The 22,430-nt window shown below is 62.4% G+C and carries 17 protein-coding genes and 1 pseudogene; 11 read left to right on the forward strand and 7 right to left on the reverse strand.

Annotated features, from left to right (window positions below; genetic code table 11):
• Positions 1 to 150: 150 nt before the first annotated feature.
• On the reverse strand, positions 151 to 1,131 hold the full coding sequence (locus tag OKW26_RS06595; protein WP_429353049.1) for a fumarylacetoacetate hydrolase family protein: 981 nt from the start codon (positions 1,129 to 1,131) through the stop codon (positions 151 to 153).
• Between the two features lie 145 nt (positions 1,132 to 1,276).
• Here OKW26_RS06595 and OKW26_RS06600 point away from each other — a divergent pair, with 145 nt between their 5' ends.
• The 9 genes from OKW26_RS06600 (at position 1,277) to OKW26_RS06640 (ending at position 13,063) form a co-directional block, all read left to right on the forward strand.
• The gene (locus OKW26_RS06600) at positions 1,277 to 2,272 is read left to right on the forward strand and encodes a hypothetical protein (RefSeq protein WP_184063232.1); all 996 of its coding nucleotides are present in this window, start codon (positions 1,277 to 1,279) and stop codon (positions 2,270 to 2,272) included.
• Positions 2,273 to 2,839: 567 nt separating this feature from the next.
• Positions 2,840 to 3,148, forward strand: coding sequence for a hypothetical protein (locus OKW26_RS06605; RefSeq protein WP_184063235.1), 309 nt, complete (start codon positions 2,840 to 2,842; stop codon positions 3,146 to 3,148).
• Between the two features lie 200 nt (positions 3,149 to 3,348).
• The gene (locus tag OKW26_RS06610) at positions 3,349 to 4,446 is read left to right on the forward strand and encodes a transporter (protein ID WP_184063238.1); all 1,098 of its coding nucleotides are present in this window, start codon (positions 3,349 to 3,351) and stop codon (positions 4,444 to 4,446) included.
• A 274-nt stretch (positions 4,447 to 4,720) separates the two neighbouring features.
• Entirely contained in the window at positions 4,721 to 6,436 is a 1,716-nt protein-coding gene (locus OKW26_RS06615; RefSeq protein WP_184063240.1) for a sulfatase-like hydrolase/transferase, read from the forward strand.
• Positions 6,437 to 6,538: 102 nt separating this feature from the next.
• Positions 6,539 to 8,224: a bifunctional 3-(3-hydroxy-phenyl)propionate/3-hydroxycinnamic acid hydroxylase gene (locus OKW26_RS06620; protein ID WP_184063558.1), complete on the forward strand. Its 1,686-nt coding sequence runs from the start codon at positions 6,539 to 6,541 to the stop codon at positions 8,222 to 8,224.
• Positions 8,225 to 8,234: 10 nt separating this feature from the next.
• Positions 8,235 to 9,305, forward strand: a complete 1,071-nt coding sequence (locus OKW26_RS06625) for a VOC family protein (protein ID WP_429353050.1) — start codon at positions 8,235 to 8,237, stop codon at positions 9,303 to 9,305.
• A gap of 36 nt (positions 9,306 to 9,341) precedes the next feature.
• Positions 9,342 to 10,298 (forward strand): fumarylacetoacetate hydrolase family protein, encoded by a 957-nt coding sequence (locus OKW26_RS06630; RefSeq protein ID WP_429353051.1) that lies wholly within the window; start codon positions 9,342 to 9,344, stop codon positions 10,296 to 10,298.
• Entirely contained in the window at positions 10,295 to 12,304 is a 2,010-nt protein-coding gene (locus OKW26_RS06635) for an acyl-CoA synthetase (protein ID WP_429353052.1), read from the forward strand. The genes OKW26_RS06630 and OKW26_RS06635 overlap by 4 nt, the downstream gene beginning before the upstream one ends.
• A gap of 36 nt (positions 12,305 to 12,340) precedes the next feature.
• The gene (locus OKW26_RS06640; protein WP_429353053.1) at positions 12,341 to 13,063 is read left to right on the forward strand and encodes a carboxymuconolactone decarboxylase family protein; all 723 of its coding nucleotides are present in this window, start codon (positions 12,341 to 12,343) and stop codon (positions 13,061 to 13,063) included.
• A 16-nt stretch (positions 13,064 to 13,079) separates the two neighbouring features.
• Here OKW26_RS06640 and OKW26_RS06645 read toward each other — a convergent pair whose 3' ends face one another.
• On the reverse strand, positions 13,080 to 13,796 hold the full coding sequence (locus tag OKW26_RS06645; RefSeq protein WP_184063255.1) for a TetR/AcrR family transcriptional regulator: 717 nt from the start codon (positions 13,794 to 13,796) through the stop codon (positions 13,080 to 13,082).
• Positions 13,797 to 14,261: 465 nt separating this feature from the next.
• Here OKW26_RS06645 and OKW26_RS06650 point away from each other — a divergent pair, with 465 nt between their 5' ends.
• Positions 14,262 to 15,386 (forward strand): NAD(P)/FAD-dependent oxidoreductase, encoded by a 1,125-nt coding sequence (locus tag OKW26_RS06650; RefSeq protein ID WP_184063259.1) that lies wholly within the window; start codon positions 14,262 to 14,264, stop codon positions 15,384 to 15,386.
• 770 nt (positions 15,387 to 16,156) lie between these two features.
• Here the strand turns inward: OKW26_RS06650 and OKW26_RS06655 are convergent.
• The 4 genes and pseudogenes from OKW26_RS06655 to OKW26_RS06670 all read right to left on the reverse strand — a co-directional run.
• Positions 16,157 to 17,589, reverse strand: a pseudogene (locus tag OKW26_RS06655) (IS3 family transposase); the annotation flags it as partial.
• 208 nt (positions 17,590 to 17,797) lie between these two features.
• A complete protein-coding gene (locus OKW26_RS06660) occupies positions 17,798 to 19,096 on the reverse strand; it encodes an SUMF1/EgtB/PvdO family nonheme iron enzyme (RefSeq protein ID WP_429353054.1) in 1,299 nt (432 codons plus the stop codon).
• Between the two features lie 114 nt (positions 19,097 to 19,210).
• Positions 19,211 to 19,978, reverse strand: a complete 768-nt coding sequence (locus OKW26_RS06665) for a helix-turn-helix domain-containing protein (protein WP_429353055.1) — start codon at positions 19,976 to 19,978, stop codon at positions 19,211 to 19,213.
• Between the two features lie 221 nt (positions 19,979 to 20,199).
• Positions 20,200 to 20,667 (reverse strand): universal stress protein, encoded by a 468-nt coding sequence (locus OKW26_RS06670; RefSeq protein WP_429353056.1) that lies wholly within the window; start codon positions 20,665 to 20,667, stop codon positions 20,200 to 20,202.
• 281 nt (positions 20,668 to 20,948) lie between these two features.
• On the opposite strand from OKW26_RS06670, the gene OKW26_RS06675 reads away from it, so the two are divergent.
• On the forward strand, positions 20,949 to 21,638 hold the full coding sequence (locus OKW26_RS06675) for a FadR/GntR family transcriptional regulator (protein WP_090807327.1): 690 nt from the start codon (positions 20,949 to 20,951) through the stop codon (positions 21,636 to 21,638).
• A 55-nt stretch (positions 21,639 to 21,693) separates the two neighbouring features.
• On the opposite strand, the gene OKW26_RS06680 is transcribed toward OKW26_RS06675, so the two are convergent.
• A complete protein-coding gene (locus tag OKW26_RS06680; protein ID WP_429353057.1) occupies positions 21,694 to 22,287 on the reverse strand; it encodes an acyl-homoserine-lactone synthase in 594 nt (197 codons plus the stop codon).
• Positions 22,288 to 22,430: the final 143 nt, after the last annotated feature.

Below are 22,430 nucleotides of genomic sequence, written 5' to 3' on the forward strand. Positions count from 1 at the left end.
TTGCCATTTTTGATATAGATGCCGCCGTGTATCTTGCTCGGCAAACACCTCACACGCGGCCGCCAAGATGCGGTCGCGAGCGAGGTTCGGATCGACGGTCTTTTCGTTTTTCCGTTTGCATTAGGCATCAATCTTCTTTTTGAGCTGGTTTCAGCCCTCCACGATAACTGGATTTTCCAGTCTGCCTATGCCTTCAATTTCTACCGAGATGGGCTTGCCTGAGCGTCGGAGATCCCAATGAGCCAGCATGAGATACTTGCCACCGATCCGCGGCTGCATCGCAGTGCCGCAATGCAGCACATCGCCTGGTTCAAGCGTCATGTATTTGGACGCGTGGGCGATAATCCTTTGTACCGAGAATGTCAAATTAGCCGTTGAATCTTCGAAGACAAGATCATCGCCGTCGAAGGAGTTGATCGTCAGCCGATTGGGGTCCTGAATTTCATCGCGCGTGACGATCCAAGGCCCCATCGGACCAAAGGTATCGGCACCTTTGGACAATGTGTGATACGTCAGATAGATCGAGCGCTCGTGCTCCTCGTCTCGTACGTGACGCCAGGTCAAAAGTTCCCGGTATCCGCCACGGACCACCCCGGGAAGAACAATCTCCAGGCTGTCTTGTTCTTTCAGCCCGGGTGAGGTCACGTCATTCACGATGGTGTAGCCAAAGACGTGGTCGAGTGCCTGCGACTCCGCAATCATCTTGCCGCCGCGCCCAATCACTACCCCAAGCTCTGGCTCGGGGTGAGTCAGACCGAACTCTTCTCGCACGATTACGGATCGTCCGCAACCTATCAGCGAGCTGGCAGGCTTGAGAAAGAAGGCGGGATTTGCAAACGGCCGAAATGCCAACTCTTGTCCCATCCGATTATTGATGGCGACGCCGATGATCTTACCAGGTCGAGAAAGCGGAGGGCACCACGAGACCTGGTTCAATGGAATTGGCTGGACTCCCAACAATGCCGCCGTGATCGTCTCCTGTCTCAAGCGATGATCGGCCATCGCTGCAATGAGCGCCTCAAGGGATTCCGGTGCTTGCGCACCCAATGCACCCTTAAGATCCACGACACCTGCGTCACACACGACGCCATAAGTCCGCCGCTGAGCGGTCTCAAAACTACAGAACTTCATCTCGGAACCTCCACGTTGCTTGACCAGTAGAAGTGGCCATGATACCGTGCCTTGGTTGATCGATCAAGCAAGAGACAAATTTTTGTTCTCGGGCCGCCCGGCAAAAGGGCTTAGATGGCGGCGCGAGCCGCTCTGGAGTGAGTAAATGGATTTCATGATGGTGTGCGCGTCGCACTCTCCCATCCTGGACTTCCCTGCAAAGCAGAGTCGTTCAGTGCGCAACGTTCTCGAGGCACTCGAGGGTCAGCGCGCGCGCATCGCTTCGTTCGCACCTGATCTGGTGATCCTCTTTGGCGTCGATCACTATGGGGGGCAGCAAATGAATTGCATGCCGTCGTTCTGTGTCGCGGTGCAAGCGACGGCGCTTGCTGATGTGGGCGGGACGCCGGGCCATCTCAATGTCCCCAGGGACCTGGCGGTGCAGGCGGTAAAGTCGATACGTGGCCAAGGTGTGGACACGGCCGTTTCATACGCCATGGAGGTTGACCACGGTTTCTCGCAGGCACTGAAGTACCTGACCGGCGGGCTGGCCGCCTATCCTGTCCTGCCGATCTTCGTGAGCTGCCTCCAACCGCCATTCAGCCCCTATGCGCGCGCCCGGGCATTGGGGGAGGCGGTCGGCAACTTTGCGCGCTCGCTGCGTCAAGCTCGCGTGCTCTTTATCGGTACCGGCGGGCTGGCCCACGACCCGAGCAGGCTGTTTCCTCCGATCGACTCGGTTAAGGACCGATGGAGACCCTACATCCTGCAAGGCAAGGCGCAATCGCAGGTGACGCAACAAGCCTGGATCGACTACGAGATCAAAGCCCACCGAACCGTTGCAAAAATCCTCGCTAGCGTCCTCATGCCTGCAAAACTGGCCGGGCTCAACGACGGCTGGGACAAGGCGTTCATGGAGGCGTACTGCTCCGGTCGATTGAACCAGTTCGACGACTGGGATCCCGAACAGGTGATGGCCAAGGCAGGAATTGGAGCGGTGGAAACCCAATCCTGGGTCGCCGCCGCAGCTGCCATGCATGTCGCAACAGGCGCTGTTCCTCACAAGGTATTTCAGGAGCTATCCAAAGAAATTGGCATTGGTTTTGGCATTGCGGAAGCCGGTCCAGCAAAAGGGCGCAGTGTCTGCGCCCCCCAGCTTTGAACTGCTTCGGATCCGAGCCAGAGATCGCAGACAAATTTCGATACATAGGTCTGCGAAATGACGCTCCGCGCCGATTTAAATGGTGTTGAGACTTCGGCTTGTTGCAAGCGCCTCCGCATGCGCCGGCCGCCAGACTTCGCACGATCCGGACGATTAGCCCAAGCCTGTTTTTTGTGCCGGCTGCCGCTTCCGGCAAGCCGCGATTTTGCCCAGGACAGGGTGCACGGATCTCATCGCGGCCGCGGGCGATGCAGACCGCTTCGATATCCAGAAAAAGAAGCCTCCAAAAGGCATCGGGTCCATGCATGCACGAACAGTCCGATTCTCCCAAACCACGTGTTGCCCCTGCCGCCTAGGTATAAACGACAATATCGTCACGATGACGATACTGTCACCATGAACACCACATAACGGCCATTGCGTCGTGTAATGGGTGATGCGCATGCCGCATGCAACACCAATGCTGGCCGACGGCAGACATAGCCCTATCGGCGCGGTCAGGCTTGCGCCGAGCGAAGCCCCGACAAGCCACCGTGCGCGGCATCGCCTACCGCTGCTGGAGAAATCATGGAGAACACGATGCGGCTAACCAGATATGCAACCTTGCCCGGGCTGCTGTTGCTGCTCAGTTCATGTGGCCGATTGCGAGATCCGTTCATTGAGTCGCAGGTACGCGATCGGACCGACTATTCGGTGATTCAGGACAAGTCGACGAATTGCGTAATCGTTTGCGGCACCGGGTCGCCGCAGATCACGTCGGTGTGCGCTCAGGGCTGTACCCTGGCGGCGTCCGGAACGCAACGATTCCTGTTCCGTGCGGGCGAGAACGCCATGCGCAACATCGAGGTCAGCCACGTACCACTAAAAAGCGGTTGACGGAGCATTCATCCCTGTGGTTCCAGAGCTTTCATCCCGCACCGGCGTGTAAAAACGCTGGTCCAGAGCAGTCCGTTGCCCAGCTAACGCGCCCGCCACGCTTCTTTCAACTAGGAGAAACACATGTCTTCCGGAGCCGATGGATGGCTCCGGTGGGACACCGGTTGCCGTAGTTCTACAAAAAAGAGGAGGAGACACAGATGTTGCATCGTTCCATTTATCTTGGCTTGGCGGCGGTAAGCAGCCTTACCTCCATCGTTGCGCATGCAGGGGAAGATTTCCAGGTGAGGTACAACATTGCCGGCGCCATTGGCGGTGAAATGTTCGCGCCTCCCGATTCCTCAGGGCTTGCCGTCGGTGTTGCCGCGACCTACATCGACATTAAGAAAGTGACCGGTAACGACGGCAATACGCTCACAGCCCCCATTCCGGGCGGAACCGTGCCGCTGCCCGCGCCGAACCCCGCGGCGCTGTATCCCTCCTATGGCGCCAGCACCGCCCAGGTCGACGCCACAGGCACGTTCAAGATTTTCAACCTCGCTGTGGGCTACATCACGAGCGACACCTACGGCGGCGGTCGCCTGGTTTTTGGCGGCCTCCTGCCGTACGGCACTCAGACAAAGACGACTCAAGTCAACGCTTCAACGCCCGCTCTGCATTGGAATCCGGCGGTTCCTTCCGCAGCGCAAAGCGCTGTGGCGGCCCAGTTCGGCGCATCGTATCAAGGGAGCCTTGCTAGCCAGGCAGCAGCTGGCTCTGGCGACGTATCGGGTATCGGCGACCTTGAATTGCAGGCTGGCTGGCTCTATGCCGCCGAGCAGCTTCGTGTTCTGGCAGGCGTTTCACTTGTGCTGCCGACGGGCCAATACAACGCGTCGAACCCATCAGCCCCAGACATCGGCTTCGGCAATTTCTATACGGTGCGCCCGGCTATCCAGGTGGCTTACCTACCGACCCCGCGCACTGCGCTCACAGTGAAGCTGAGCCTGGGCTTCAACACCACGAACCGGGACGACAACGTGCGCAGCGGCAATTGGCTGGGTCTGGAAGGGGCGGCAGCATACAAGGCTTCCATCGGGGTGTTCGGACTACATACCGTCTTCGTTCAGCAGTATCAAAGCGACTCCAACAACCCCTGGGGCTCGAGTCGTTACCAAACGCTGAATGCCGGGGGGTTCTTCACCACCAAGGTGCCGGTCCTCAATGCCGCGCTGACGCTTCAGTACATGGCGACGGTCAGTTCACGTAATGCAAGGGCGGGCAGCTTCAGTCAAATACGACTGATCAAGGTCTTTTGACAGGGATATCGGCGAGGACTCGGCGAGAAGCCCGGCTGCACATCAGCGTGCTCGCGGTCGAACGAGATGTCTATCGTTCGTCGTGTAGCATGCGTAACGACATTTGTGTCATGATGGCAATATCGTCATTATTATATGGGGACACGATGCTGCGCTCAACACGCTCGACCGGCCGTGAATGTCAACACGAGCTCGATCCTGCGCGCAGACGCCGCGCCGTCCGCAATTTCCGGCAAGAGCTTTCGAGTATCTTTCCAGTAGCACCGAGGACGTCATGAATCTGCATCGAAGACAACTATTGATAGGCGCCGGCATTGCGGTTGCCGGCGGAATGATAGCTGCCCGTGCTTTAGGCAACGCTAAGCGTCCGCGCGCACACTTTGGTGCGCGCCGCGCCCGGCAGCCGAACATCTTGCTGGTTGTCACCGACCAGGAGAGACACGGTTCCATGCTTCCCCAAGGTCTTCATCTACCTCATCGAGATCGGCTGTACGAACGCGCGATGAGATTCTCGGGCATGAACGGAGTAACCGGCCTTTGCTCGATGGCGCGCGGGAACATTTACACGGGACTCCACTATCAATACAACGGTGTCTACGAGAACGTGCCCGTTCCATTTGCGCACGACCTCTATGAGTCGGTTCCCACGCTTGGAACCATGTTGCAGGATGCCGGTTACGAAACCGCCTATTTCGGGAAGTGGCATCTGAGCCACCTACCTTCCCAGCCGGTCGGAACCGATCGGATGCGGGCCTTGTTTGGCAGCTACGGTTTCGCCATCAGCGACCAGGATCGCGAATTCGACGGCGCCCTCGCCGGGTTCGATGCCGATCGCGGCATCGCGGAGAAGGCCGCGCAGTTCATCGGCAGCCGACGAAACGCCCGCCAACCGTGGTTTGCGGCCGTCAACTTCGTCAACCCGCACGACATCATGTATTTCCTGGCGACGCAGCGCCAGTTCGAGACCTATGTCCAGCTGCCGATCGGCGGCGTGTCGCTCAAGCCCGCGCCCGACGATCCGCTCTTTCGGCAGAACCTCGGCTTCGACCTGCCAGCCAATTTCGGCAAGGATGCCGACAGTGGGCGGGTGTCTGCGCACAAGCTCTTCGAGTTGGACTATGACATGGGGCTCGGACGCATTCCGCTCGATGATCGCGACGCCTGGCGGAACTACCAGAATTACTACTTCAATTGCCTGCGAGACGTGGATCGCAACATCGGCATCGTTTATGACGCGCTGGATGCCTCCGGAGGGTGGAACGACACAGTGGTCGTCTTTGTGAGCGATCACGGAGAGCTAAGTGGGGCGCACGCGCTGCGAGGCAAAGGCAACGTCATCTATCGCGAGAACTGCTGCCTGCCGTTTGCAGTCTGGCATCCCGATATGCCCGCTGGCGGGGACACCGCTGCCCTTGCCAGTCACATCGACATCGCGCCAACCCTCCTTTCATTCGCCGGGATCAATGAGGTCGAGCGACGTGCGGCGTATCCGCAGCTGCAGGGAGTGGACTTGTCGGAGGCAATCCATGCCAGCGACCGCGGAACGACGGGCAGTGGCCGCAAAGGCGTTCTGTATCAGTGGGACAGCCGCATCTACGGCGTGCCCCCCCAGGCGATCCAGGAGGTGACCTCGGCGCACGGCGCCCTGTCGAGGACACTTTTCATGACCAAGGGTCTGCTGCTGGAAAGCATGAAAACGAGGAGCGGAATGCGGGGCGTGTTCGACGGGCGGTACAAGTTTGCCCGCTACTTTCGGTCTACTGAACACAATACGCCGCGTTCGTTTGCCGAGCTCGTGCGATTCAACGATCTGGAGCTGTACGACACCTTGGCGGACCCGCTGGAGCAGACCAATCTGGCCGCCCGGCCGGGAAACGAGGCACTGCTTTGGAAGATGGCCATGTTGTGCAACGAATTGATTGCCCTGGAGATCGGCGAGGATCGTGCGCAAATGCTGCCTGGTCCCCAGCTGCTGTGGAACGTAGGTTGACACCCACAACCGAGTGCCCCGTCAGGGTGATCAATGTCACAAAGAGCCGGTCGGAACCGGCGAAACGGATAAGCGGAGTTCCTAGTGGAAACAATTGCGCAGATGAGCGCTCGGCCCGGTGGGTGCGTTGATTCGTTGCGGCGGACAGTCGGAGCGCTGCCGTCGGTCGTCGACGTGCTGGTCGTCGGCTTTGGGCCAGTAGGCGCCGCGCTAGCCAATTTGCTCGCGAGTCATGGCGTGCAGGTCCTGGTCATCGACAAGGCAACCGACATCTTCATGGCGCCGCGGGCCATCGCGCTGGACAACGAGGCACTGCGTATCTTGCAACTGGCGGGCGTGGCCGAAGGCGATTTCGAGACGCTGGCCATACCCTATGTGCGGATGCGCTCGCCGGCGCTGGGCGAGTTCGGCAAGGCCAACACGCTGGGTAGCCTGGACGGTCACCCGAAGCTCGTGACGTTCTATCAGCCGGACCTCGAGCGGTGCCTGCGCAGCCGGCTGGCGGGGTGTGGCCACGTGCAGACCGCCCTCGGGGTTTCGCTCAGCGGATTCCAGGCAGGGCACGAGTTTGTCGTCGCGTCGCTGGACCTGGGTCAGGGCCGTACGCATTCGGTCCAGGCCGGCTACCTGGTCGGCGCAGATGGTGCCAGCTCGCTCGTGCGCCAACTGATCGGGCAGGAGTTCAAAGGCAAGACCTTCGTCGAGGACTGGCTGATCGTCGATGCCCGCAACGTGCCACGCCCGATCGACCATGTCGAGTTCAATTGCGATCACCGGCGGCCGACTCCGCATATGCCCGCACCCGGCGGGCGTGAGCGCTGGGAATTCATGCTGCGGCCCGGGGAGACGCGCGAGGACATGGAGTCCGAGGCGCGCATTCGCGAGCTGCTCGCTCCGTGGGGCAACGTTGACGACATGGTCATCGAGCGCAAGGCTGTTTACCGCTTTCACGCCAGGACGGTGAACGCGTTCAGCCAAGGACGCGTTTTCCTGGCGGGCGATGCCGCGCACATCACGCCGCCATTCGTCGGGCAGGGACTGGTCGCCGGGCTGCGCGATGCAGCCAATCTGTCCTGGAAGCTCGCCTGGGTCATTCGCGGGCGCGCCGCTGCGCAGATTCTCGAGACCTACGATCAGGAACGGCGTCCCCATGTGAAGGCGATGATCAACTTCGCGAAGTTGATGGGGAAATTGGTGATGCCGCGCAATGGCGGTCTCGCGCTGTTCACACACGGCTTGATGCGTATGGTGCGGCTCGTGCCACAGCTGCGCGCGCATTTCGAAGAACTGGGCCTCAAGCCGAAGAACGCCTACTCGCGCGGGCTCTTCGTCAAGGGCCGGACACGGACCAGGCTGGTGCGCGGCGCCGTCATTGCTCAGGGCTGGGTGCGCGGCTGCGACGGCACAACCTGCCTGAGCGACAACGTACTCGGCAAGGGCCTCACGCTGGTCGGGTTCGGCAGCGACGCGGGCGCTGCGCTCGATAACGAGACGGCCACCGCGTTTGCCGCTGCCGGCGGCACTGTCGTTCAGATCGCGCATCGCGGGCAGCGGCTGCATCTTGCGCCAGGCGGCAGCTGGGAGGACCTGGACGGCGTCTTCCTTCCTCGCGTCGTATCGGTCGGCTGGGCCGCCGTGATCCGCCCTGACCGGACGATCCTCCACGACGGACCGGCGACCGAAGCGAGCCGGCTGGTGCGCGAGAGCCTGGCCTTGCTTGGCGCGCCGATCAGCGCCCCCGTCGGCGCGCCTGCGCCCTCTGTCGCACTTACCGTACCCGCCGCCTGAGGCTTCCGCCATGAACCTGACCACTGTACAACCGGCTCGCCATCCGCGCCCGACGACGAAAGCGTCGGCGCTGGCGTACCTGATTTTTGATCGCCCCGACCTCGCAAAAGCCGAGCAGTTTTTGAACGACTTCGGGCTTCGTACCGTGTCGCGCGACAGCGAGCGGATGTTCCTGCGGGGCACCGGAGCCGCGCCTTTCTGCTACGTGGCTCGCAAGGCGGCGAAGGCCCGTTTCGTCGGCTTCGGCTTGCGCGTGAACAGCAGGGCCGATCTTGAGGCGCTTTCGCGCGTGCCCGGTGCATCGGACGTGGAGTCGTCGAAGTGGCCAGGCGGCGGCTACCGTGTGGGCCTGGTCGACCCGTCGGGTTTCCGCGTCGACGCAATATTCGGCCAGGCGCCGGCGTCAGCGCTACCTCATCGGCCGCCGCTGCCGTTGAACTCCGTGGACGCCGCAGTGCGCATCAACGGGACGCAGCGCCCGCCGGTGGGGGCGCCGGACGTCATCCGCCTCGGGCACGTCGTGCTCGAACTGGCCGACTTTCAGCAGACCTGCGCGTGGTACACGCAGCACTTCGGGTTCATCCCAAGCGACGTGCAGGTGCTTCCTGACGGCTCGCCCGCGGTCACCTTCATGCGGCTCGATCTCGGCACCACGCCCGCGGACCACCACTCGCTCGCGTTGGCCCAAGGCTTCGCACCGCTCTACAGCCATAGCGCTTACGAGGTGGTGGACGCCGATGCGGTCGGGATGGGACAACGCCTGCTGCGCGAGCAAGGCTGGACGCACGCCTGGGGTATCGGGCGACACATCCTCGGCAGCCAGGTGTTCGACTATTGGCAGGACCCGTGGGGCGACAAGCACGAGCACTACTGCGACGGCGACCTGTTCACCGAAGATGCACCGTTGGGGGTGCATGCCGTCAGCCGCGAAGCGATGTCGCAGTGGGGGCCGACCATGCCGCGCAGCTTCACCAAACCCAGGTTCACGCCGGCCAGTGTGGCAGCGCTCATCCGCAACCTCCGGCACAGTCCCGACGTGACGGTGGAGAAGCTGAAAACGCTCGCCAAGCTGTTCGCCTGACGCGAGCCATTTTGCAAAGCCATTCGAGGCGTATTTATGTCACTGCACGTTCTGCATTACAAGCATCAAGGCCGCGCCCAGTGGGGCGTCGTCCGCAAGGGCATCGTCACGCCGATTCCGGGCGAGTTCGAGACGACGGCCGACTTCATCCGCGTGAACCATATCGAGACGCTGTCCGCGTTGACCGGGCCGGCGATTCCCGAGTCTGAAGTGGAGTGGCTCTCGCCCGTCACGCGTAATCAGCAGTTCGTCTGTCAAGGCGCGAACTACCGCCAGCACATGATCGAATCGGGCATGGACCCGGATGCGAAGACGTTCAACATGATCTTCACGAAGGCGACGAGCTGTGTCGTCCCGGCCGACTCGCCCGTCGTGCGGCCCCCGGAGGTGCGCTTTCTCGACTACGAGATCGAACTGGGTCTGGTGATGAAGCGCGACATCACGTCCCTTCAGTCGATCACCGATGCGAATCTGCACGAGTACATCGCAGGCGTGGTGATCGTGAACGACTACTCGGCCCGCGACATCCAGATCCCGCAGATGCAGTTCTATAAAGGCAAGAGCTACCGCACCTTCGGCCCGGTCGGCCCTTACTTGTGTCTGCTCGAGCCGCGCGACATCCCGAGGCTGCGACGACTCGATCTGACGCTGACCGTCAACGGCGCCGTGCGCCAGAAAGACTCGACGGCCAACCTCGTCTATGGTCCCGCCGAGACGCTGACCGAGCTGTCGGGCGTGCATGACCTGTATGTCGGCGACCTGCTCTCGACGGGCACGCCGTCCGGCTGTGCGCTCAGCGTTCCGTCCCCGGGCAAACAGAAGATTGCCGCACTGCTGCCTGAAGCAGTCAAGTGGAGGATGTTCATGAATGTGCAAGCGGGCAGGAGTCAGTATCTGAAGGCCGGCGACCTCGTCGAAGCGCGTATCGCCAGCCCCGACGGTCTGATCGATCTCGGCGTGCAGCGCAATCGCATCGTCGGAGAGGCGGCATGAAAGGGATCGCAAGCCAGGCGGACGTCCTTGCGATCGAAGCGCAAGGAGTGCCGGCGGATCTGCCCGCGAGCACCTACGAGATGATCTGCCGCGGTGCGGCCGTCGATCCGTCAGCGCCCGCGCTCTCGTTCTTTCTGCGTGCCGACGATCACCGGAAGGCGGAGTGCTGGACCTACCGGGAGCTCCTCCGTGACATCACTCGATCCGCGAATCTGTTTGCGCGCCTGGGCCTGCGCAGCGACTCCGTGGTGGCCTATGTGCTGCCGAATCTGCCGGAAACCCATTTTGTCATCTGGGGCGGGGAGGCGGCCGGCATCGTCTGCGCCATCAATCCCCTGCTGGAGGGCGCGGCCATTGCCGACCTGCTCAATGCATCGGGGGCCAAGGTGCTCGTCACGCTGGCCCCGTTCCCCGGGACCGACCTTTGGCCTAAAGTGCAGGCCGTCCTCGACGAGGTGAAGTCTCTGCAGCATCTGGTGCTCGTCAATCTCGCAGACCGCGTGCGAGGCCCGAAGCGGCTCGCGGCCCGGTTCCTGCAACGCCGTGAGTGTTCGAGGCTGCATGGCGGCGGCGGTGTTCGCAGCGCCGTTCCTTCGCACGTCACGATCCATGATTTCGGCAGTGCGATCGCCCGGGAGTCCGGGGCCGCACTGGACAGCCGGCGCCGCTTCAGCGCCCACGAGTCGTCCTCCTATTTTTGTACCGGCGGCACGACCGGGTTGCCGAAGATCGCCATGCGCCGCCACCGCAATGAGGTCGCCAACGCCTGGAGCGTCGGCCAATTGTTCGGCGACAGCATCGGCCCGGGCAAGACGGTGTTCTGCGGGCTGCCGCTCTTTCATGTCAATGCCGTTCTGGCGACGGGGCTCGTGCCGTTCTCGCGGGGCGCACACGTGGTGCTCGGTACACCGCAGGGTTATCGCGGCGAAGGCGTCGTCAAGCGTTTCTGGGAAATCGTCGAACACCACCGCATCAACTTTTTCAGCGGTGTCCCTACGCTCTACGCGTCGTTGCTCGATGTTCCCGTGGGCGGTCGCGATATCGGTTCGCTCGAATACGGCCTGTGCGGCGCGGCGCCGATGCCGGTCGAGGTGTTCCGTGTCTTCCAGGAGCGCACCGGCATCAGGATTCTCGAGGGCTACGGGCTCACCGAGGGGGTTTGCGTGAGCAGCGTCAATCCGCCGCTCGGAGACCGCCGGCTGGGGTCGATCGGGCTGCGTATTCCAGGGCAGGCGATGAAGGCCGTCATCGTCGACGACACCGGCCAATATGTCCGCGACTGCGTCGCGAACGAAGCCGGGATTCTCGTGATCTCCGGCCCGAACGTCTTTGCCGGTTATGCGCAGCCCGAGCAGAACAGGGGGCTCTGGCTGGATCTGGGCGACGGCAAGCGCTGGCTCAATACGGGAGACCTGGGGTGCTGCGATGCCGACGGCTATTTCCGGCTCACCGGCCGCAAGAAGGACTTGATCATTCGGGGCGGCCACAACATCGATCCCGCGACGATCGAGGAACCGCTTCACCGCCACCCCGCAGTCCAGATCGCCGCGGCGATCGGGCGGCCCGACGCGCACGCCGGAGAGTTGCCGGTGGCTTACGTCCAGCTCAAGCCCGGCGCAAGCGCCACCGAGCAGGAACTGGCGGAGTTCGTGCGCCGCGAGATCAGCGAGCGGGCCGCACTGCCCAAGCAGATCCGGATCGTGGATGCGATGCCGCTCACTGCCGTCGGCAAGATATTCAAGCCGGAGCTGAAGCGGCGCGAAACGGCCGACGCGCTACGCTCGGCGCTCGTCGAAGCCGGCATTGCGGGCGCCCGCGTGAGCGTCGACGAGAACAAGTCGAGCGGCATCTCCCTGCATATCGAACTTCCGGAAGATGCGCTTGAAGCGAGGGCCAGTGCGGTAGTGGGGCGGTTCCCGTTTCCCTTCTCGATCGCGGCAGCCGCAGAGGCGGTGCGGGTGGGCAACAGGAAGACGGCAGGCGCGGACAATGAGGGCGGCCAATAGTCGGGTCGACAGGAAGCTATACAGGTTTGTGGTGATATGAACGAAGACCTTTTGGAGGCATTTCTAGCCATGACTTCTGCGGGAAAGAAAGCATTGGAGCCGCCCCTTGGGTGGAGAAGCCTGCGCGCACCTCGGTTGAGCCCACTGCGCCGGGACCAACTCCCGTCGATTCCGCGCGTGATGTTGAGGATCTTGGGAAAACGCGCACGCGTCAATGCACCCAATCTCTTCTTGACGTTGATGCGGCACCGGCGGCTCATCCGTCCCTGGCGGAAGTTCGCCTCGACGCTGATGCCTTACGGGACGCTGAGCCGCATTGATTGTGAACTGGCCATCTTGCGCGTTGCGTGGAACTGCCGAAGCAAATACGAGTGGTTTCAGCATGTCAGCATCGGGCTGGGCGCCGGCTTGAGCCCGACCGACATCGCGAGGGTCGCCGAAGGCCCTGATTCGCCCGCATGGAGCGCACACCACGCGGCCGTGCTCAGAGCGGCGGATGAAATCCATCATGACCGGGTCATTGCCGATGCGACGTGGAGGCAACTTGCCGAGCAGTACGACGACAAGAAGCTGATTGAACTCTGCATGTTGATCGGCCACTACGAGATGTTGGCGTCTGTGCTGAATTCACTGGGGATCCAGGTGGAAGAATCGCTTGACAAGCGCGTCCTCGCCGCCGGTATTGGCGGCCCCGTGAACGATGACCGAGCCCAAAGCGCGATCGGCGCGAGCCCAATGAACGCGGGGCGGCAGCGCTGACACCCCGTCAGTGGCTTCAGGCTGTCACGCCGCGCCTCCTGACGGTGTTCTCCTCCGCAGTGGCCGGTTGGTTGAGCACCTCTGACATCAGGCCCGTTGGGAAACTCGCGAGCGTCGGGAGCGCTCGTGTCGCTAGCCGATCGGCAGTTTTGCCCGGCAGGCCGAGCGCGCGAAGGGCTGCGGCTGCACTTTGTTCGGCGAAATCCGGATCGCAGCCCGGCTGCAACATCGAATGCGTTGCGCCGAGGACGGCGCCGGCGACAACGTTGAGCGCCAGCGCAAGCGGCATTGGCCTGAAGCGGCTTGTTCGTATGCCGTTGGCCAGATCCCGTCGCGCGAAATCGAGCAGAAGCCCCGGTCCTTGCGCATCGGGCCAGCTCACGCGCACGAGGAAGCTGGCAACGACCGGGTAGTGCAGAGCGAGTCGCGACACCAGACGAATGCCGCAGGCGATTCGTTCAGCCGGGTCTTCGGATTGCAGGACGACCGGCTCGGCGAAAGCAATCAGCTCGTTTGCGACCGTCCCGGCCAGTTCCCGGATCAGCGCTTCCGGAGAGGCAAAGTATTTGTAGAACGTTCCCCGGGAGACTTCCGCGGCAGAGATCACATCATCGATCGACGTCGATGCGGGGCCTTTCTCCGCTACGAGACGAAGTGCGCTCTTCAGCAAGCGCGCCCGCATGCGCTCTCGGCGCTCTGCTGCGACGCGTGGGCGATGGTCATGAGTTTTCATTCACACGATTGTACGCTGTCCGTACTCGATCAAACGACGATCCTGTCATGATGACTACAAGATCACTCGGACACGCGCGAAAACCACGCCAACCCCGCCACGATGGCACGGGCCGCATGACGTGCCGTTGACGTCATTCATACGTCGGGCTCGGACCAGCGCGAGGCGCGTTTTTTTCAACCGCCAGGCGCCCAACCGGAGGCGACGGCACTGGAGTAGCAGCGTTCCGGATGCATTGTCGAACAGGTATGAGTGTCATTATTGTCATTGTGACATATGTGTTATTATATGAGCGCGTGCTGTTCGCCATGTCGGTCGAACAGTGCGCGGCGGAGGAAGCAGGCCTGCTCTCATCCTGTGAGCTCCTTGTCTTCCCACCTGCAACGGTTAGTTCAGCCGCCATCGAGCGACGCCATCGAGCGCGCGTTTGCATTGAAGGCTAATTGACTCTCAGAAGGATTTCCTATGGCAGGCTCATGCAAGACCATTGCGATCTATGGCGGCGGAATCGGCGGTGCATTGCTCGCGCGGCGCCTGAGCAAAGACTTCAATGTCACGCTGATCGATCCGCTCGACTACTTCGAAGTACCGATGTCGGTGCCGCGAAGCCTCGTCGATCCTGAATTTGCCGAACCCGCGATGATCCCGTTCGCCGTCGCGTTGCCAAACGTCACGCACGTCCGAGCGCGGCTTGTCGAATGGACCGCGAACGGGGGCAGGATTGCCGACGCGGACGGCCTGATGAGCCTGGTGCGCGCCGATGTTTCCGTGCTTGCGACGGGCAGTCGTTTCTCCAGTTCGCTGATGCGATCGGAGGGCGAGACGATGGACGAGCGCAAAGCGTTCTATCGTCGCTTTCATGCGAGGTTGCTGGCCGCAGACAGGATCCTTATCGTCGGCGGCGGCCCCATCGGAATCGAAGTGGCAGGCGAGATCAGCGAAGCCCTCCCGCAAAAGCGCGTCACGGTCATCGAGGCAGGTGCACGAATCCTTGGCGGAACGTCTTTGCGACTGTCCGAGCATGCCCGAGGAGTTCTCGCGGCGCGCGGGGTGACGATCGTGACTGATGAGCGCCTTGCCGATGGCGCTGCGCCGTTACACGAGACTCTCGCACCCGCCGGGGAGGCGCTGACGAACCGTGGACGGTCGATCCGGTATGACCTCCTGATCTCGTGCATCGGCGGGCGGCCCAACACCGACTTCATGCGCTCTCAGTTCGGGCATCTGCTCGATTCAATGGGGCGCATCCGCGTCGACGGCCACCTGCGCGTGGCTGACGAGGATCGCGTCTTCGCACTGGGCGACATCACCGATCTGGCGGAGAACAAGATGGCTTGGCATATCCACGGGCAAGTCATCGTCGCCGAATCTAATATCCGTGCGGTACTGTCGGGCAGAGCCGGACCGCTGAAGGTCTATCGTCCGAAGACCAACGTCCCGACCATGGTGGTGACTCTCGGTAGTCGCGAGGGCGTCGCGCATCTGCCGGTGCTTGGCTTGGTGACGACGCCGTGGGTCAACAGGATGGCGAAATCGGCGCACATGCTTGTTCCGAAATTTCGCAAGGCGCTCGGGCTTGTCCAGGGCTAAGGACGGCCGGCGGGCCACCGTCGCTACCAGCGGTCTGCGGCGGGAAGTGCGCGGAGCTGGTTCCGGGACTGGTAACACTTGACGCCGCATCGTTGCGAAGTCCGCCGGGCATGGCGGCAAGGCAGGCTTGCGCCGCCTGTACGCCGGCCCGCCGTCCGGATGCCGTGGCCAGCAACACTTCGTCAGCAGCCGGCGCAGCAACCGCTGACGCGCTCGGCCGCTTTCGGGGAATCCACGTAGTGACATAGTCGTCACCGTGATGATAATGACACTATGCAGCGCGTGGCATGCTAATCCGCCAGCAAGGCGCCAATGTCATGAGTTAGAAATTCGCATTCAAAGCTCTCGCCATGGTAGCCATCGACACAGTGCCGCAATAGCCGTCTGCGAGTCGTGCAGAGGCATCGAGTTCTCAATGACACAGGATTCGTAGCCCTAAGCCTAACAGGTGGATGGCTGAATCAAGGAGAGCGAAGTTGAAGGAGAAGTCGATGGGTATGGCGGACGGGTCTTTGCGTTTGGTGGTCGAAAAATGGCTTGGGCCGACTCCGACGATGCCGGTTCGGGTAACCCGGTTTGGTCGCATGCCCTCGAGTCAACGACGCTATGTGTGCGTCGAGGCATTGCGGCCAGCAGGCGAGTTGGCAATTTATTTCTTCCTTCACGCTGACCGTACGTGGTGCGTGTTTCCGCCTGAGGTCGAGCGTCCGGCGATGAGCGTTAATGACATGCATCGTTATCGCGGTAATCCCTGGGCTTTTTAACGACAGCCTCGTCTGCACGTACAGTGCGTGACGTGCCGCGAGAAGCGCACGATCGTCGCCGGCATGACGCTGCGCAGGCGTCACGTAGCGGATGCCGCTATGACGATGCTCGAAGTTGTACCACTGCACGAAGCCGGCAGCCCAGGTGCGAGCAGCGTTCAGGTCCTCGAAGCCTGTGACCGGAAACTCCGGCCGGTACTTCGCGGTTCGGAACAGCGCTTCGGCGTAGGCGTTGTCGTCGCTGACACGGGGGCGTGAGTACGACGGCTTGACACCCAGCCAGTGGAGCATCGCCAGCACGGTCGTGGCCTTGAGCGTCGCACCGTTATCGCCGTGCAGCACCGGCCGGGTCTCAAGGACGGCAATGCCTTCGGAGAGCGCCGTACGACGCACGAGATGAGCAGCGTGTTCGGCCGCGTCGCTGTCGTGCACCTCCCAGCCGACAATCTTGCGGCTATACAGGTCCAGGATCAGGTACAGGTGGAACCATCGACCTGTTACCGTTGCCGGCAGAAACGTCATGTCCCAGCACCACACCTGGCGCGGCGCCGTTGCGACGTGCGTGGTCGGCGGCCGGGCGCTCGAAGGCGTTCTGGCACGACCACGGCGCGTCATCTGCCCATGCTCGCGCAGCACGCGCGCAAAGGTCGATTCGCTGGCGATGTACACGCCTTCGTCAGCAAGCATCGGCACGATACGCGCCGGTGGCATGTCGGCAAAGCGTGGCTCGTTGGCTACGCGCAGCACGTTTGCCCGCTCCTGCGGGCTCAGGGTGTGCGCGGGCAATGGGCGCATCGCGCCGGGCCTGGCGTCGCCCTTGACGAGCCCCTGATGGGCCTTCCAGCGTTGCAGCGTTCGCACATCGATTCCGGCGACCTCGCAGGCCAGACGCAACCGTGCGCCAGCCCGATTGGCCGATTCGATTTCCCGGGCCAGCCGCTGGCGATCCTCGAGGCCGATCATTCGTCCTCGCCCTTGTCCGTGTTGAAGATCGCCGCGACTTTTTTTGACAGTACCAGCAGCGCTGCTGTCTCAGCCAGCGCCTTCTCCTTGCGCCGCAGTTCGCGTTCCAGTTCGTTGATGCGGCGCTGATCCTGCTTCGTCTGCTGCGGGCTCGTGCGGGCTTCTTCGGGCTCGGCCAGCGCCTGCGTGGCCGCTTGCCGCCACTGCGCCAGTTCCTGCGGATACACGCCATGCTCGCGGCACCACGCATTGCGCGCCGTCTCGTCCATCGCTGCCGTGTTCAACACCGCCTCGAAACGGGCGGCCGCTGTCCATGCCCGCTCGCGAGCGGGCATGGACAGCGCATCACTGCGCCAGCGCTCCAGCGTCTGCGCGCCAACACCGATCTCGCGCGCAACCTTTTCCACTGATGCGCTCTCCGGCGGCAGCAACCGCGCCACCGCTCTGTCCTTGAATGTCTTTCCGTAACGCGCCAACTTGTTCTCTCTTTATCGCCCCCAGATTCCAATTTTATCCAGGCGACAACCATTGTGACGCGGGGGGATTAGACGGCGGCCGAAGGTCTGAAAAGTCCTTCGAAGCACTTTCATGGTAGATATCAATAACGACTGCGATCGCAAAGTTAACCGATAGTTGACCTTTCTAGAGGTAAAGCGATAGCTTGTCTCTTGCATCAACTATCGCTTAATTCCTCACCCGCACACACCGAAACCCCGCATACACATACTGATAATGCGGCTGAAACCAGTTGCGAAATTCCGGCCGCAGCATGCACAGCGCGGTACGCGCCGAGCCGCCCTTCAGCACGTAGTGCTGCCCATCGAAGAAGTTGGCCGAATAGCCGGGATAGAACGGAAACGCTTCGAAGCCCGGCAGCGCTTCGAAAAGCGTCGAGGTCCATTCCCAGCCGTTGCCGAACTGACCTTCCGCGCCGAACGTGCTGACGTTGTCCGGATGCGCGTCGACGGGCCGTGGATCCCAACTGCGGAAATCGAAGTTCCCCGACGCCGCTTGCGGCGCACCGTGCGCCGCGCGTTGCCATTGCGCCTCGGTCGGCAGGGTTTTGCCGGCCCAGCGCGCGTAGGCGCTCGCTTCGGCGTGGCTCACGTAGACGGGCCAGTCGAGCGGCAAGGGCACGTCGTCGAACATCGTGCGCAGCGTCCATGCCGGGCGACCGTCTTGCGCCGTGCGTTGCGACCAGCCAGCGGGATGCTCGATGCGCTCCGCTTCCTTCCATGCCCAGTCCTTCGGCGACCACCACTTCGGCTCGCGATAACCGCCGTCTTCGATGAACTCGAGGAACGCACCGTTCGTGACCATGTATCGATCGATCTCGAACGCGGGCACGTCCACGCTCATTTCGCCGAACTCATTATCCCAGCCGAAGCGGCCGGCCTCGCGCGGCATGCCGAGCACGGCCGTGCCGGCCGGCACGCTAACCATCGACGACAACGCGTCGCGCTGCTCATCGCTCGTCACCACCGGCTCGCGCAACGCGGTGTTCTTCTGCGCGAGAGGCAACTGATGGAGCATGTACGCGAGCGTTTCCGCATGCATCAACCGATGCTCGATCGCGACGTTCAGCAGTTGCACGGCCGCCTTGTCGTGCGCCGCGCTGCCGAGTTCGTCGAGCGCGGTGTCGATCTGCCGGCGCGCGCGCGTCGCATACTCGCGCACGGCGGCGAGCGACGGCCAATCGCTGGGTTGATCGGTGGGAAAGCCGCCGTCTACCGGATCGATGCCGAAGGCGAACAACTGGTCGAGTTCCGGCGCGAAAGCCGGCAGATCGAACAGACGCTGGTCGAGCAGATTGCGATCGAACGCTTCGAGATGGCCGATGTAGAACACGACGCGGTGACGCTCGCGGATCGGCCGTTCATAGAGGTAGTCGGGTTTGACGATCGCAAACAGGTCGTCGGTGACTTGACGCGCGTCGAGCAGGCGCTGCACGAGCGGATGATGCGGGACAGGGTCGCGATTCATTGGGGCCGGGTCTCCATGCAACACGGTTGCCGTAGGGGGACGGTCTGAAAACTCTACCCGCTCGCAGGCGGCGTGCCAAGACTAACAGCGCGACCGTCCAGGCCAGCCCGGCCGCTAGACCTGCCGCAAGCCTTGGAGATCGACGATGTGAATGTGCTTGCCCCGCGTGTCGATCAGGCCGCGTTTTTGAAATCTTGACAGGGTACGGCTGACCGTTTCGAGCGTCATGCCGAGGTAGCTACCCATGTCCTCGCGCGTCATACGCAGATTGAACTCCGACCACGAGTAGCCGCGCTGCGCATTGCGCTGTGACACGTCCAGCAGAAAGGCGGCGACGCGTTCGTCGGCGGACAGCGAGCCGAGCACCATCATCTGCGCGGCTTCGCTGACGATCTGCGTGCCCAGTAGCTTGTGCATGCGTTCCTGGATCGAACTGATTTCGCGACACAGCAGCTTCAGCGCGCTATAGGGAACGATGCACACCGTGCTGTCTTCCAGCGCGACGGCGCTGCACGCATGGAGGTCCGCGCTGATGCCGTCGAGCCCGAGCGGCTCGCCGGCCAGACGCAGCCCGGTGACCTGCTCGCGGCCGTCGCGGTGGACCATCACGGTCTTCATCGAGCCGGAGCGCACCGCGTAGATATTGTCGAAGCGGTCGCCGCTGCGATACAGCGCTTCGCCGCGCGGCACCGAGCGCGCCGAACAGATCAGCGTTTCGAGCTTCGGCAGTTCCTCCGCCGACAGCCCCTGCGGCATGCAGATCTCACGCATCGAACAGCTGGAGCAGCGCGCGGCGGTACGTGCGGCTGCGCGTGCCGCCACGGCCTCGCGGTTGCCGGCGGAGCGGGTCGAGGAACGGGTCACAGCAGTAGGATTCAGCATGTTCGATCATTGGTAGTGGTGAAATTGTCCCACCCGCTATGACCCGCAACTGGCGGCAAAGTGACGCGTTCGCTGCTCGGCAGTCCGAGCAACGGCGGTGCTCTGACGAAAGTGAGAAGGTGAGCCGCCGCGGCCTATATCGACGTCGCCCGTCGACGGGTAGCGTGGCTCGATTCCGGCAAGGCAGGGCGTGGCGTGCCGCCCCGCGCCTGATGAAAGAGTCAGGCGGGTTCCTTGTCGGTGCCCGCGGCGGACGGTACCAGCAGAACCGGAAGAGTGGCCTGGCGCACGCAGCGTTCAGCGACGCTGCCGAGAATCAGCCGCTGAAAGCCACGCCGGCCGTGCGTGCCCATCACGAGCAGGTCGGCGTTGAATTCGGCGGCGGCCTGCAGCACGATCTCGGCGACATCGCCGAGCGACGAAGCCTCGGAGACCGCCGGGTCGCCCTTCACACCTTGCTCGGCCATCGCTTTCGAAAACTCGGCACGCAGCTCCTGGCCTTCCTCGATCAGGCGGTTGCGCAGGATCGACGGGTCGTAGCCGGGCGCCTCAAAGTACATCGGCGTGTTTTCGACGACATAAAATGGCCGCAACACCGCGCCATTCGATTTGGCGAGATCGAGCGCCGCTTCGAACGCACGGCGCGAGGTATTGCTGCCGTCGACCGCTACAAGGATGCGAGTGTACATATCGGCTCCGAGTCAAAAATGCGTCTGCCACATTGCTAACCGCGGCAGGTTTATTGATCTTTTATACCAATGAAGCTTAGATGATTGCCCGAAAAGATGCACCGGACCAGGATGTAAATCAAACACTGGCCAAATATTCCGGCGCGGCGCGGACAAAATGGCGGACGCGGCGGCGTGCGCGAAGCAGCCTGGCATGCTTACAACCCGTAGAACTTTGCTGAAGCCGAAACAGGGTTGGCCTTACAATCAAGCCATATTCAGACAAGCTGGCCAGTCCGCTGATGAACGATCGAAAAACCAAGGGCTTACCCGACCAGATCTACGGCGACATTCTCAACCGCATCCTCGAAGGCGAGTACAAGGAAGGCGAGCGATTGCCGACCGAGCACGCGCTGGCGGAGCGTTTCGCCACGTCCCGACCGACCGTGCGCGAAGCGCTCGCGCGATTGCGGGCCGACGGCATCATCTCGACGCGGCACGGCTCTGGCACGACCGTCGCGCGGCGCCCCGATCCGGACGTACGCCGCTTCGCGCCGCTCGAAACGCTGTCCGATATCCGCCGCTGCTATGAGTTTCGCATCGTGACCGAGGCGGGCGCGGCCGCGCAGGCAGCGCTGAAGGCCGACGCCGACGACATCGCCGCGATCCAGCACGCGTGGGACGAGCTCGAGCGCATCATCGAGGCGCAGGGGATCGGCGCGAAGGATGACTTCCTGTTTCATCAGGCGGTCGCGCGCGCGTCGAAGAATCCGTTTTTCATCACGGTGATGTCGTTCATCGAGGAACAGATCCTGTTCAGCATGAACCTGTCGCGCAATCTGTCGCTCGTCAAGACGGTGGAGCGGCAGCGGCTGGTGCAGGCCGAACACATGGCGGTGCTCGACGCAATCCGCCGCAAGGACGCGGCGGGCGCGGGGGCCGCAATGCGCGCGCATCTCGAGAACGCGCTGGAACGGATGTTCGGTTCCTGAGTCCGCGCGCGGGTGAAGGCGTCGCGACTTTTGTCAGGCCGCGCTTCGGCGCGGCTCAAGCAGCGACGGCGACCGGCCCGAACAGCGAGGTCAGCGTTTTCGCGCTCACCGCGACTTCGAGCGCGACGGCCCGCTCGATGCCAATCTGCAGCGGCGGCCCGAGCCGGCTGATGTCGAGGCCGGCTCGGCGCAGCATTCTCTCGATCGGCGTGGTGGTCACCGTGACGTAATGCGTGATGCCCATGCGCTGCGCGAAGCGCATCACTTCCTGAATTGCGCGGATTGTCATATCCGTGAAACCAAACGACTGTTCCTCACCGCCGGTCTCGATCGCCCAGCGGCTCAGTTCCCAGATATGTCGCCCGACCGGCGCGGCCGCGCCATGCAGTAGCTGCGGGAAGGTGTCTTTCAGCATGTTCGGACCTTCGGTCGGCATCAGGCGCCAACAGCCGCGCAACCGTTCGTCTTCGCCCTGAATCAGCATGTAGTACGGCCCGAGCGCGTCGTAGCCGTCTATCTCCATTCCCGCGATGGTCGGAATTTCCCAGCCGAGCCGGCCGTGAAAGACACGGGCGCGCAAGCGGTACATCTCGTTGATCAGTTCGTTGTCGAATTCCTGCCGGAGTCCAATTCGGATCGTGGTTTGCATGACGTTCTCCTGTACGCGTTGGGGGGCTGCCAGATACGCAGGAAAACTTATGCATTCTGAATCTTTGCGCCACCTACCTACCTGGATAGGTGTGGATGCTTATCGGGTATATCAGAATTCAGACACGTCTCCGCCCCCAACCT

Source organism: Paraburkholderia sp. 32 (genome assembly GCF_050435345.1).
In the GTDB taxonomy this organism is placed as follows: Bacteria; Pseudomonadota; Gammaproteobacteria; order Burkholderiales; family Burkholderiaceae; genus Paraburkholderia; species Paraburkholderia tuberum.